Origin of the sequence: Spiroplasma tabanidicola (assembly GCF_009730595.1) — a bacterium.
Classification (GTDB): Bacteria; Bacillota_I; Bacilli_A; order Mycoplasmatales; family Mycoplasmataceae; genus Spiroplasma_A; species Spiroplasma_A tabanidicola.
Map to the genome: position 1 here is coordinate 485,285 of NZ_CP046276.1, position 15,179 is coordinate 500,463.

Consider the following 15,179-nt stretch of genomic DNA (forward strand, 5'->3'; position numbering starts at 1 on the left):
AAATGTGTTGTAATTGTAAAGATAATATTTTAAATAATTGTTCATGTTCAATATATGAAGTTGAATGTAATTTGAATTGTTGTTGGTGTTGTTTATATTCAAGAATGGTAGATTTCGAAGCTAAAAAAAATTTTTTTAATATTTTAATAACTGATTTTACAAATGTATTAGCAAAACAAAAACATTTAAAAGTAATTAAAAAAGTTTTAAAAAATTCTTTAAAAGATTTAAATGAGTGCGAACAAGAGTTAAAAATTATTAAGGCAAAAAATTATATAAGTCTTATTAACTCTGATAATGATATTGAAAATATTGTAAAAGATATTGAATTGGATTTAGGTTTAAAAATAAGAAATATAATTAAACAATGAGAAATATATATTGAAATTAGTTATTTAATTTTAGATCTTGATAAAAGTTATTTTTCAAAAAAAACCTATAAAAACTTATCAGATATTTATGATTATATGAATGATTTTTTATTTGAACTAGCAAAACTGTTTAAAACAATAGTTTTCTCTCAAGATAATGCAAGTTTTATTTATACAATTCAAGAAAATTTTATTGATCTAGATAAAACATTAAAAAATTTTCATTCAAAGTTAGAGCAATAAATTGGGCATTTATACCATATATTTGTTATAATAAAAATTGTATGAAATATGTATAAACTAGGAGGCAAAAGTATAATGAAATTTGAAGCAAAAAAATTAGTTGATAAGGGACAAGGAGTTTGGATTGTAACCATTGATGGTAAAGATTGAGAATTTGCTGTTAAAAAAGGGAAGAATAAAGTAGCTTCATCAATTAAAATTGATGGTTTTAGAGAAGGAAAAGCGCCAAAAGAATTACTTGAAAAACATATTACACCTGTTAAATATTTAAATGCAGCTGTTCAATCAATTATGGAAAAAGCATGAGATTTTGCAAAAGAACAAAAAAGTGATGTTGAACCATTTTCTTCTCCAACACCAACCCCAACAAAAGTATCTGAAAAATTTTGTGAATTAGAATTTGTATTCGATTTAAAACCAGAAATTGAAATTGGTGAATACAAAGGGTTAAAATCAAAAGATTTAGTGAAAGAAGATTTTAAAGCAACTAAAGAAGAAATTGATATTGCAATTGATCAATATCGTGATCGTTTTGCATTAGAAAAAGATAAAGACAAAGATGCAAAAATAGCAAAAGGAGATGTTGCTATATTTGACTTTGAAGGATTTGTTGATGGAGTCGCATTTAAAGGTGGGAAAGGTTTGGATTTTAGATTAGTAATTGGGTCAAATCAAATGATTCCTGGTTTTGAAGATGAATTAATCGGTAAGAAATTAGGTGAGTCAAAAATTAAAGTAACTTTTCCAGAAGATTACACACCAGAATTATCAGGAAAAGATGCAGAATTTGTAATAAATGTAAAATCAATTAAAGAAAGAATTTTACCGGAAAAAGATGATGAATTAGCAAAAGATTTAAATTTACCAAATATAAAAACTTATAAAGAATTAGAAAACAGTGTAAAACAACAAATAATAGATCAAAAGACATTAAGTTTAAAAAACACATTTGTAAACAAAGTAATTGATATGATTATTGCTTCTTCCAAAATAGAGTTGCCAAAATCCGCTATTAATAGAGAAATTGAAAACCTATACAAAGAATTTGAAGCACGTGTTGCAAATCAAAAATTAACTATGAAAGAATATAAGAAAAAAACTGGTTTAACTGACGATAAAATAAGAGAAGAATTGTTTGACGATGCCAAAAGAAAGATTTGTAGCTATTTAGTAACAGATAAAGTAAGAAATACAGAAAAGTTTGAACCTACTAAAGAACAAATCGAGGAAAAATATAGTAAATTAGCAGCACAATTTGGAGTAGATGCAGATTACATTAGAAAAACAATTCTGCCAGAAGCTCAAATTAAAGAAGAAATAATCAGAGAGCAAATTGTAGACTTTTTATATGAAAATAATGGCTAAAATATGATTAATATCATATTTTTTTTAAAATTTTTAGCACTTTACACTTGACAGTGCTAAAAAGTATGTTATTATTATTTTGTACCAATATAAATTTAGGGGGAATAGTATGAAAAATTCAAAAAGACTACCGCTTTTGGTAACAAGAGGTAGCTATGTATATCCAAGCTTTGAACAAGTGCTAGAGATTGGTAGGGATAAGACTACTTTAGCAGTAAAAGAAGCTGTTGAGCACAACGATGGTTTGATACTAATCGTATCTCAAAAAAAACCATTAGAAGATGATCCAGATACAAATGAATTATTTAACTTTGGTGTGCTTGCAAAAGTAAATATTAAAAAAGAGTGAAAAGATGGTACTTTAACTGTAAACATAAAAACTATTTCAAGAGCAGCAATTAGTGCAATTGAATTAGATGGGTATTATTCGGCAGAGTATGAAGAAAAAATACCTAATAGTAAAAATAATAAAGATGATGTTGAAAAAATTACAAAACACATTAAACAAATGATTGCTAGTCAAGATGAATTTCCAGCAGAAGTTGAAGAAATTTTAAAAGATTCAACAGCAAATATGGATGCAAGTTTCTTAGTTGATAGTGCAGCACACTTAATGCCATTTATGCCAATTGAAAAGAAACAAGCAATTTTAGAAGAAATTGATCCTGTTAAAAGAATTGGGATCATCAATGACTTTTTAGATGAGAAGCGTCAATCAGCAGACATTGAAACATCAATTAGTAAAAAAATTAAATCTAGAGTTGATGAACAACAAAGAGAATTCTATTTAAGAGAAAAATTAAAAGCTATTAAAGAAGAATTAGGTGATATGGATGGGGAAGGAGACGATATTAAAAAATATAAAAAGCGTCTTGAAACCGAACCTTTCCCAGAACACATCAAAAAACGTATTATGCAAGAAATTGAAAGATATGAAGGATTACCTTCATCTTCAAGTGAAGCAAACATCATCAGAACTTATATAGATTGAATGATGCAAACTCCATGATGACAAAAAGCAGAAGAAAAAACTGATTTAAAATTTGCAAAAGAAATTTTAGATAAACATCATTATGGTTTAGAAAAAGTTAAAGAAAGAATTATCGAGTACTTAGCTGTAAAACAAAATACAAATAAAGTGAAAGGTCAAATTATTACTTTAGTAGGTCCTCCAGGAGTAGGAAAAACTAGTTTAGCAAAATCAATAGCAGATGCTATGGGTAGAAATTTTGTTAAAGTAGCTCTTGGTGGAATTAAAGATGAATCTGAAATTAGAGGTCACAGAAAAACATATATTGGTGCTATGCCAGGAAGAATTATTCAAGGGATGAAAAAAGCTGGAGTAAAAAACCCAGTGTTCTTATTGGATGAAATTGATAAAATGGCAAGTGATTACAGAGGAGATCCAGCTTCAGCAATGCTTGAAGTATTAGATCCAGAACAAAACTCAAAATTTTCAGATCACTACTTAGAAGAAGAATACGATTTAAGTGATGTTGTATTTATTGCAACAGCAAACTATCCTGATGGAATTCCTGAAGCATTATATGACAGAATGGAAATTATTGAATTATCAAGTTATACAGAAATAGAAAAACTAAAAATTGCAAAAGAATATTTAGTGCCAAAAGTTTTAGAAGATCATGCTGTAACTCCAGAACAAGTAAAATTTACAGTAGAAGGTTTAAATGAAATTATTAAACACTATACAAGAGAAGCGGGAGTTCGTCAATTAGAACGTTGAATTGCTTCAATTACAAGAAAATTTGTTGTAAAAATGTTAAATAAAGAAATTGAAACTTTAGTCGTCACTCCAGAAATTGTAAATGAATTGTTAAAAAAACGTATATTTGAACATACTGAAAAAGAAAAAGATGCTCAAGTTGGAGTGGTAACTGGATTAGCATATACTCAATTTGGTGGAGATATCTTACCTATTGAAGTAAATCACTTCCCAGGTAAAGGTGGATTAATTTTAACTGGTAAACTTGGAGATGTTATGAAAGAATCTGCAACAATTGCATATGACTTTGTAAAATCAAATTTCAAATCATTTAATATTCCAAAAGAAGTGTTTAATGAAAATGACATTCATATTCACGTACCAGAAGGAGCTGTACCAAAAGATGGTCCTAGTGCTGGGGTAACAATTACAACAGCGATAGTTTCTGCTTTAACAAATAAACCAGTACCAAAAGATATTGGTATGACTGGTGAAATAACTTTAAGAGGATTAGTTTTTCCAATTGGTGGATTAAGAGAAAAATCAATCTCAGCAAATAGAAGTGGATTAAGTAAAATTATTATTCCATTTAAAAACCAAAAAGATATTGAAGAAATTCCTGAAGAAGTTAGAAATGCATTAAAAATTGTACCTGTACAAAGATATGAAGAAGTTTATGAAGAAGTATTTGGATCAAAACCTGCTGCATTTACAACTGAATTACCAATTGCTACTTCATCAGATTCAAGTGCAAAATCAGCAGAAAGTCATTAATATTTAAAATCAACACTACAAAGTGTTGATTTTTTATTTAAAATATTAAAGTGAGTAGGAGAAGAAAATGGATAAAGCACTTAGTTTTTTATTAAGACCAACAACATTAAAAAAAGTTATTGGTCAAACTCATTTATTAAATAAAAATGGTATTATAACAAAAATGGTTGAAAAGAATTTTGTTGCTAATTTAATTTTTTATGGTCCTCCAGGAATAGGAAAAACTTCAACTGCTATTTCGTTAGCAAATGATTTAAATTGTGAATATATACAGTTTAATGCTTCAAAAGATAAAAAAGAAACTTTAATAAAATTAATAGAACTAAAAACATCTAAAAATAAGTTAATTTTAATAATTGATGAAATCCATAGAATGAATAGAAATATTCAAGATTACTTATTAGAGTTTTTAGAAACTAGAGAGATTGTAGTTTTTATTACAACTACAGAAAATCCTTATTTTGTAATTAATCCTGCAATTAGAAGTAGATGTACTGTTTTACAACTAAATGAAATTTCAAAAGAAGAGATGATTGAGGGAATAAAAAAAATAATAATAGATAATGATTTAAAACTTGATATTGATAATAAAAATATTAGCTTGATAAGTCAATATTCAAATGGTGATTTAAGAACTGCTTTGAATGTTTTGGAAATTTTAGAAAATCTTTATAATGATCAAAAAATTGATGAGAATTTATTAAAAAATATATTTGATAAAGCAAATGTCAAAGGAACAGCAGAAGGTGATGAATATCATGATTTAAAAAGTGCTTTTCAAAAATCTATTAGAGGAAGTGATGTAAATGCTGCTTTGCATTACTGAGCTAGACTTATGGAAATTGGTGATTATGAAATTATATTGAGAAGAATGCAAGTAATTGCTTATGAAGATATTGGTCTTGCGAATCCAGCGATTGCTCAAAGAGTTTATTTAGCTTGTCAATCATTTAGAGAAATAGGAATGCCTGAAGGTATTAAAATGCTTGGCATGGCAGTAATTGAAATGGCTTTAAGTGAAAAATCTAACTCAGCTTATTTAGCAATTGATGCTGCTATTTCAGATGTTAAATCCGGTAATGTCCCACCAATTCCTGTTTATCTAAGAGATGGACATTATGCAAGTGCAGTTAAATTAGGAGTTAATGGATATGTTTATCCTCATAACTATGAAAATGCTTGAGTTGATCAACAATATTTACCAGATAAAATTAAAAATATTAAGTATTTTGAGTTTAAACCACACTCTGCATATGAAAAAAAACTTAAAGAAATTTATGATAAATTTACTAAGAAAAAATAATACAATAATTAAAAGGAGAATCAATTATGCTTACAACATTACAAATAAAAGAAGATTTAGCAAAAGCTGGGTATAATTGATTACCTAACTATAAAGATATTTTAGAAAAAGTATGAGCTAATATGGAACAGTATTTTGATGATGATGAATCTGTAAAATCTGCTTTATGAGCAAGTTTTAAAAGATATGAAGAACCAAGTATTGGTATTGTTTTTATAACTTCAAAAAGAACCTTTACTGTTGAAACAGCTGATAATGGTACAAATACACAATTAAGATATTTACCTTTTGATTCATACAGTTTACAAAAAATTCAAATGCAACTTGCAAAGAATAGTGGATTAAGTTATGTTAGTTTATTAAATGACAGTTTTGGAAATGGTATTACTTTTGGGTGTCCTAATCGAAATGTTGTTCAACATTTCGTAGAAACTTTAAGAGGAAGTTCTAATGCTGAGATTGAAATTTTACCAGAATCAGATGATCCATTATTAGCAGAAAATGAAAAAGAGCAGTTGATTGATGAAAATTTAAACAAAGTACAAGAAAATAAACCTCATAAGTTTGAAATGAAACATGAAGATAAAACTCCAATGAAAGAACACGACTTATGAAGAAAAGCTCCTCCTGAAAATAGTCAAAAAGAAGTTGAAATAAAAATTGTTCCACCAAAAAAAGTAAAGCCTGATAAACAAAAATTAACAGGTTATGCTTCAAAATGAAAATCTAAATTATGATTGTTATGATTTTTATTACCAATGGGTTTAATTGGAGTAGTTTTAACATTAATGTTTTTATTGTAATTTAATAAAAAAATCCTTTGTATTTACAAAGGATTTTATAATTTTTTAGTACTTTCTATTGTTCAGCTTCTTTTTGTTGCATATTCGATTAATTTAACTTGATATTTTTTCTCAACACCATCAATTGGTGATCGATATGTTATTTCCATTTCAATGTTTCCATATTTATCTTCATCAGTGATGTTGCTATATGAAACCATTTTATAACTAAAGTTATCATTAACAATATATTTATCAATATTTGTTTTAATATATTCTTTTTTAATATCACTTAAACTTTTGAAATCACTTAACGCATTATCTCTTATTTTAATAACACTTTCATCATCAAAGATATTTTCAATAGCAGCTAATGGAGAACCTTGATTAAAAGTTTTTTGTCCATCAACATATCCTAAAGCATATAAAGCACCTTTAGCACCTGCATAAATTTGTTCTTCTGAACCTGGTTTTAGTGCAGGTCCTTTTACAGCATATCCTGGGAATTTAATCAAGTTAAGTGCAATTGTTATTGGGTTATATTTCCCATCTTCATCTCCGCTTGTACCTTTCATATTTTTAACAATAGATTTATCACTTTTATAAACTACTTGAATTTTGTTTTCTACTTTTAAACTTCTTGCAAGTGTAGTTATTCCATCATTTACAAGACCAACTCTATTATCTGGTTTTGATTTATCATAATTTTTTCTATTTTCATCATTGTAATATTCTGTAAATTTTTTCAATAAACTTTCAATTGTTCCAGAATCTCCTAGATCAACTCCTAATAAATTTTGAATATTTATTGGTTTATCTCATAGTTTTTTGTTAAGCAATTCTGTAATTAATTGAGAATCTTTATCTCATAAAGCATTAAATCCTTTTGCCATTTTTGCAGTAGTTTCATCACTAATTTTTATACCTGTATCAAAGAAAGTGTTAATTGTATATAGAATTGATGAAACTCCTTGGATACTTCTATTATTTGAAATTGTATCTAATAATACTCCAGCAAGTCTTGATATAGCACTCCCTCCAAGACCCTTAATTATTCCAGGAATACTTACTCCATCTATCATATCTAAGATTTTATATCCAATTCCTTGAATAATTCCGTTTAGTAATGAATCAACTCCGACAACTTCTCGGTTAAACATTCCTCCAGTTAAAGCTCCTAATTTGACAATATCAATTAAGTTAGCATTTTCTGAAAGTTTATAATCAACTCCAAAAGGTTTATTTGGATCTTCATCTGGATTTCTTGATGCATTTGAATAACATAGTAAGAAAAATATTCTTTGCATGCTATACATACTTTTACTATCTTTAACATTAACAGCTCTAGTAATATTTTTTAGTAATTTATAAGCGCTAAATTTAGTTTTATTAGGCATACCTGATGAATTAATGCTGTTATTATAGTCAATTACTAACATTCTTTTCTTTTCATCTTTTTGATTATTCATTATTGAAGCAAATGTTTTATTATCTAAAACTTCAGCCATGTTTGAATTTATTCCTTGGAAATAAAATAAACTATCTGATCCAAGGCTAGTTGATAAAGTATTATCCATTTGTTCAAAATCAAAAATACCAATATTTATTATTAAACTACATAGTATGAAAAATAAATCTGAAATATTTTCAATAATAGCAACATAGTTTAATTTATCTTTATTTTTTACTAAATATAAAATGTTTTCTCCTAAATTTTCTTTGAAAAACTCAGGTTTATCAATTGGGTGATAATCATCCATTTCCAATTGTAATCTTATTGGATCGGTTTCAGGTGTGTTTGCATCAATATTTCTCCCGCTTAGTCTAATTAAAAGTTTATTTAATCTAACTAATGCTGATTGTTGAACTACTTTTGGAGTTAATTGAAGATTTACATCGATTGGAACTTCAGGATCTTGATTTTCTAACTCTTCTTTTGTTGGTTGATATTTTCCTTTAAAATCGTTGAACATTATTTCATTAATATAATCTTCTAAAATAAAGGGAACAACTGTACTTTTATCTGGTCCACCAGTTAAAATAGTCACTAATTCTTTTAATGCATCTTGATCTAATGTACCTGAATTTATAAAGTTAATATTAAAAAATAATCGACATAAAATTGATACAATTCCAGTTTTTCCAAAGTCATTTAGTAATTGTTGTGCATATGGTGCTAACTTTTCAAATGTATTTAATGCGTTATCTGACATTTTAAAATCAACACCATCATCACTTAAAAAACCACCAACTTCTGGTAAAAGACTTTCTAATATTCCTCCTAAAGATGGTTTGATTCCTCCTGCAGATTTAATAGCAGATAAAGCAGTTGATCCAGTATCAATAATGCTATCTGCAAATGAATCAGGAGATATTCCATCATCTAGAGTATAACCATTAGAATCACCAAGCCCAGTGTAAAATTTTTTATCTAATGGGTCTTCAAATGTGGCATTAACAAAATCACTTACTTTTGCTTGTGGAGTTGCTTTAAAAGTCGGTAGCATATCATTCATTTTTTTGCTACCAATATAGTTATTTAAATAATCAACACTTATACCTTCAGCATCGTTTAAAATTGCTCCTCTAGAAGCAACACTTGCTACATCAACAATTGAGTCAACTTTATTTTTTATATATTGTTTTTTATAGTTAACAAGAGAACATGATGTCACAGAAAAAACTGTCGTAGACATAGACAGTGCACTTACAATTGCGAGTAATTTTTTCATTTAATCACCTATAATATTATTATATATAAGTTAATTTAAAAAAAATTTTATCATAATAAAAAATTTTGCTATTGTAATTTTTATAAAAAATCTTTAAGATTAAATTTGTTAGAAAAAGTAGGGATATTAATGTATAAGAGTAGCATATGACTTTACTTAAAACAAGGTTTAAAAGGTGTTGTAAAGTTTAGAATTCAATTCTATGTAATTGTAATTCTAACTTTTATTTCATCTTTAATTTTAAGTCTTTCATTGTCTGCTTCTACAAGAATTTTAGACAATTATAATGAAATTATGCCTAAAATGGATCAATTTGATTATGTTTCTACTAGAGAAGTTGGATCAAAAAAGGATAATGACCCTAAAATTGTTCCGATGATGGATTTAATTGATTATCAATTTTTAGCTGGATATTATTCTGCTAAAAAAGATAATTTTGATGGCTTAAATAAAAGTTATGGATATAATTTTAATTTAGTTTCTATAACAGGTGAAAACGATCCGGAAAATACAAAAGGTTTTGCAGATGATAAATTTAGTCAAAATGATGATGAAAATGGATTAATTAATCACTACATGGTTACTGATAAATTTACTGTAACAGATGATTTTGATGATCTTTTAAAAGACCAATACAATAAAAACTACCAAGAAACTTTTATTTCAAATGCATTTAGTCAACGTCAAGTTAAAGAAGCTTTTCATAAAGTTTTAAGTAATACTAGATTTTTAGATATCATTTTTCATTATCAATATAATAAGGAAAATGATGTAGTTGAATATAAAAAAACTTATGATCAATATAATAAATTAGAAATAACTGGAGCTACAAAATATGCAGATTATATTGATGGATCTGATAAAAGTCCAAGTGACAGTGATTATAATTTAAAAAAAGTTATTTATGGAAATTTTGTAAAAACAGCAATTTATTATTTAAGAGAGTGTTTTTTACAAGATTTATCAAGTAGAAAAGAATATTTAAAAAATACTACATTTGATAAATTATGACAAAGAGGAATAATTAACAAAGAAAATTTCTTTCAAATTTTTACTCCTGCACCAAAAGAAAGTGAAATAGATGAACCTACGAAAGAATATGCAATGCCAACAAGCGTTAAATATCCTTCTAAATATGATTTATATTTAATTAATGCATTAAGTAGTTTAGTAGGACAAGTTATAAACTCTGCAATTGAATATGTTCAATATTATATTGACTCATCAGTTGCTGAAGCTACAAAAGTTGAAAACACAACTAATGTCGATACTTCAAAATTAGCAGTATATTTTAATAAAGGTGTTGTAAATGATGATGGTATCGATAAAGAAAAAGATGTTGCTGGATTTAAATATTGAACTGGTGATGGAAATGTAAGCAATCCAAGATATATCGCAAACATTTTATATACATATATTTTTGGAAATATTTATAGTGAAAATGATATTCAAAAAGATAATAATGATTATGTTAATAAGTTAAATAAATTACAAATAAATATTGATGAAAAACAGTTTCCGTATTTACAACAAGTTGATTTATCTTTTTCATTGGAATCAGATAAAACCAGTGATAATTCTTCAGATATTGGAGATGAAACTTCAAGTTTATCAACACGTAAAAGAGCTGATGAAACAACTCCAGAAAGTAATCGAACAACAGCAGATGTTGAATATTTTGATTATACTTGTCAAAATAAAACTGATAAATTTAAAAAAGGTTTAAGAGGAAGTTTGAATCAAATTATAGTTGAGCTTGACGGAAAAGAATCAGATGCAATGCCAACAGGTAGTGCAGGTAGTATGAGTGATACTAAAATTTTAAAATTTGAAAATGATAGAACTACAATTAACGAAGATATTGCAACAGATACTGGTTTTGTAAATTTCTCAGATCGTTTTGATTATAGTAGAACAAAAATAAACAATATTAAATTATATTATTTAAAAAGTGATATAGTTGGTGAAGCAACTAACGTAACTGTTGATCATCGTGCTGAAATGGGAATGTCAGATACTGTTCAAGAGTTGAAATATCGTATGGTTGTTTTAGATGAATTATGGAATTCTAGATTAACAATTGTATCTGGAAGACCTCCAACAGCAAGCAATGAAATTTTAATTAACTCTCAATTTGCAAAAGTTAATGGAGTTAAATTAGGGAGTTCATTATCAATCGGAGGATCTGCGTTTATTATTTGTGGTTTTGCAGCAGACCCACTTACTTTTTATCCTGTTGCAGATATGGATGTTCCAATTCCTAACATCAAAAAAGGAATTATAGTTTATGCAACAGAAGATACTTTAAAAAGAGTTGTTACAGAAGATTTTAGTAAATATACTTCAAAAATATTAGATACTTTTGTTACTGCAAACAATAGCAAAAATGCTGAAAAAGCAACTTTAGATTATTTTTCATCTTTAATGTCTAATGAAAAATATTTATATCAATCTTATTATGCAAAAAAAGCTTATGCTGATGCACAAAATAATTCTTCAGCTTCAATTAAAAATAGCAAAGATATTTTGTCAAGCATTAATAAGGGATATGATGAATATAAAAGTTTTGCAGATTCAACACTATCTTTCAACTGAACATTAGCACCAATGGTTACTAAAATGTTTCAAATTTTTTCTTATACAGTTTCATTTTTAATTGCATTGATTGCACTTGCTGCTACTTTAATTGCGATTAAAAAAACAATTGAAATGAATGCAGGAGAAATTACAATATTAAAAGCTATGGGAGCAACAAGTTCAAGTGTTGCGGTTTCATACTTATCATATGGTATTATTTCATCATTTATTATTGCACCAGTTGCTTGATTATTAGGATCATTCTTTCAAGAAGGAATTGTTAGTTTATTAATATCCTATACAGGTGGTGCTTATTGGCAAGCTATCTTTGATTGGCAAGCTTTACTTGTAACACTTGGAATATTTGGAGTATTAACGCTTGGTGTTTCTTATTATGTTGCATATCGGTTGGTTAGAAAACCAGTTCTTGAAATTGCAAAAATTAAAGATGTTGTTAAGAAAAATGAGACTCTTGAAAAAATTAAAAAATTTCTTACAAAAAATAAAAGTTTTTCAAAAAAATTCAGTACTGAACTTGCTATAAATGGATTTTCAAAAACTCTTTTAACAGCAGTTGCAATATTCTTTGCTTCGTTCTTTATATCGGGATCAATGGCAATACCTGGATTGGTGAAAAAAACCTTAAATGATTATTATAAAAGTGTAAATTACACCAATTATGTTGATTATGTTGATTTAGTTGGAAACGGTCCTTTATCAAAAAGTGCTTTATCTCCATGGCAAGGTGTTGAAAGCTATGAAGATAAATATATTGATACTCAAGGTAAATTAGATGCAGGAATTACAAATGTAGGTAAAACAACTTCTGCAACATTACCAATTTCTGATCACTCAGTTATGCCAAAAGTATTGATTTCATCAGCTGATGGATCTAAAAATACTGTTAGATATGATTGAACTTATAATGTTGCAACAGAAGGAATAAAAGATGAAAACGGTAAACTTATTCAAGAACCAAATATTATTTCAACAATATCATCAATTTTTGGTAATAATATTCTTGAAATGCTTGGAAAAAGTATTAGTATTGGAGATATTCAATTACTTTTAGATTGAATTATTCACTCAGATAATCCAGAATATGACAATATTGTTAATAGAAGATCAAAAATTTCTCAATACTCAACATTGCTAACTTCAGGATTACCAACTTTGATTAAACAATTGCTAACTTCAGGGTTAGGAGATTTAGAAGGAACTTGAAAAGAACAAATTGTTGATGTTATTCTTACTCAAACTCCAGCTTATATTAGAAACTATTTAAATATTTCAGAAAATAGAAAAAACCAATATCGTTTCGGATGAACTTTTAATACTTACATTCCAGGTATGGATTCAATGTATACAAAAGTTAATATGAAAAATGATGTTGACAATGTTCAAGTAAGTGGTATGGATTCAACTCAAGTTGCTTATAAATTACCAACTGATGGAGAAAAAATCTTTTTAGATCAAAATAGTTTAAAACAAATTGAAGATCTTTTATTTGCAAGAGAATCTGCACCAACAACAGATATAACAGTTAATGGTTTTAAAGTTTATGATTACAGTACAAAAACTTTAAATGTTCCTACATTAGCTAATGAAGACTCTTCAATTAATTATCATTATAAAAATTCGCAACTTGAAAATATGAATTCATCTGTAACTAGATTAGTTTTAGCAAAAGATGGAACAAATATACCAAACAGTGCATGAAAATATGATGATAGAGATTATCAATTCTTTAAAAATGGTGATACTGAAGAAACTAAAAACGCTTGATTAGACCCAGCTTCTTTAAGTGATTCAAAATTCACTTATGCTCCAACATTTTCATTAGATAGCGTTGTTCAAAGCAGAGCAGATGATGAGCAAAAAAATCCTGTTGATTTATTCTACAAAAAAGGATTTGATAGATATTCTTATGCAAAAAAATTAGTTAATAATACTTATGGTTTCTATGATTTACAATCAAAAATGGACGAAAATAACCAAGAACAACTATCTGCTGAGATTAGACCTTATTATCAATTTGATGATATAATGTTATTTATACCTTATGAAAAATATGATGATTTTAAAAATGTAATCAATCAAGGTAATGCAACAATTAGTGATGCGTGATACGGAACAGTTGATGCAAGTAAAGTTCCAGAAGATACTGTTAAAGATTGAAAAAACTCATTAAATATGAAAGAAAATCCAAAACAGTTCTTATGGATTAGACCTTATTCATTGTACTTTGATAGTAATTTACCATACGAAAAACCATCAAATAACTTACAAGGTAGTGAAACAAGTAACTTTACAAATACAAGATATAACTTTTTACAATACATTTTTTCAAAATCAGATAGCCCAATGGCTGTAAAAAGTGATGTAAAAATGAATTGAGCTAAATTATCTGAAGGAAATGTTACAAAAATCAATTTAACAAAAGTAAAATCAATTCCAGTATATGGAAGTAAGTTAATTATTGCAGACCAAGGATTAACAAACTTAATTAATGGATATAGTACTGCAAGATATATTCCATTTAACTTCAACTATGAAAATGTTTCTGAACCATCCGGAAGCTATGATGCTGATGGAGTCAAAATTGATACTTTTAAATTAAATACACCAGAATCTCAAGTGGATGAAAAAAATAAAGATAATTGATTATATGGTAAAGATGAAACCCAAAAAGCAGTTAGACCTATTATGTGATACAACGGTAGTTATTCAAATGCTAGTGAACCATACTTTATGACTACACAAGGATCATTTTCTATGTCACCAAGAATTGGGGATTATTCTATAAATGTACCAAATAACTTTTCTTCAACTGTTGAAATTGGAGCAATTAAGCTTCTAAGTGAAGAGAAAAATTTAATTAACCAAATTGCTGTATTGATTATTACAATTGGAGTATTTTTTATTATCTTTATTGTTATTGTTGCTACTTTAACAATTATCTTGATATCTGATTTATATGTTACTCAATATAAACGATTTATGGTTGTTATGAAATCGCTTGGATACTCGAATCGGGAGATTATAAACTATACATTTAGATTTGTAACGCTCTGGTCATTCTCACTATTCTTGTTCGGAATGATATTAAGTTATCTTGGTGTCTTCTTTACAATGAAATATGTAAGTCAAAATATTTTATCAATTCCAGTTGGCTTTATGTGGTGAACTCCGTTTGCCTCATCCTTACTGATTATTGGTTCTTATGTGTTATCAATTTCATTGACAACAAAAAGAATTAGAAAAGAATCACCAACTGTATTGGTTTTATAGATTATTTACAAATTATAT

7 protein-coding genes are annotated in these 15,179 nt (G+C 27.2%); 6 read left to right on the plus strand and 1 reads right to left on the minus strand.

Translation table 4 applies throughout. From position 1 onward, the window contains the following. Nucleotides 1-2 precede the first annotated feature (2 nt). The 5 genes from STABA_RS02305 to STABA_RS02325 all read left to right on the plus strand — a co-directional run bounded on the left by STABA_RS02305 (nucleotide 3) and on the right by STABA_RS02325 (nucleotide 6,582). A complete protein-coding gene (locus tag STABA_RS02305; protein WP_156006125.1) occupies nucleotides 3-614 on the plus strand; it encodes a hypothetical protein in 612 nt (203 codons plus the stop codon). A 75-nt stretch (nucleotides 615-689) separates the two neighbouring features. Next, nucleotides 690-1,979, plus strand: a complete 1,290-nt coding sequence (tig, locus tag STABA_RS02310) for a trigger factor (RefSeq protein WP_156006127.1) — start codon at nucleotides 690-692, stop codon at nucleotides 1,977-1,979. A gap of 109 nt (nucleotides 1,980-2,088) precedes the next feature. After that, nucleotides 2,089-4,476, plus strand: a complete 2,388-nt coding sequence (gene lon / locus STABA_RS02315) for an endopeptidase La (protein WP_156006129.1) — start codon at nucleotides 2,089-2,091, stop codon at nucleotides 4,474-4,476. A 67-nt stretch (nucleotides 4,477-4,543) separates the two neighbouring features. Further along, entirely contained in the window at nucleotides 4,544-5,779 is a 1,236-nt protein-coding gene (locus STABA_RS02320) for a replication-associated recombination protein A (protein ID WP_156006131.1), read from the plus strand. Nucleotides 5,780-5,805: 26 nt separating this feature from the next. Then, nucleotides 5,806-6,582, plus strand: coding sequence for a hypothetical protein (locus tag STABA_RS02325; protein ID WP_156006133.1), 777 nt, complete (start codon nucleotides 5,806-5,808; stop codon nucleotides 6,580-6,582). A gap of 35 nt (nucleotides 6,583-6,617) precedes the next feature. Here the strand turns inward: STABA_RS02325 and STABA_RS02330 are convergent, their stop codons facing one another. Continuing rightward, the gene (locus STABA_RS02330; protein WP_156006135.1) at nucleotides 6,618-9,293 is read right to left on the minus strand and encodes an MOLPALP family lipoprotein; all 2,676 of its coding nucleotides are present in this window, start codon (nucleotides 9,291-9,293) and stop codon (nucleotides 6,618-6,620) included. 129 nt (nucleotides 9,294-9,422) lie between these two features. On the opposite strand from STABA_RS02330, the gene STABA_RS02335 reads away from it, so the two are divergent. After that, on the plus strand, nucleotides 9,423-15,161 hold the full coding sequence (locus STABA_RS02335; RefSeq protein WP_156006136.1) for an ABC transporter permease: 5,739 nt from the start codon (nucleotides 9,423-9,425) through the stop codon (nucleotides 15,159-15,161). The last annotated feature ends 18 nt before the right edge of the window (nucleotides 15,162-15,179 follow it).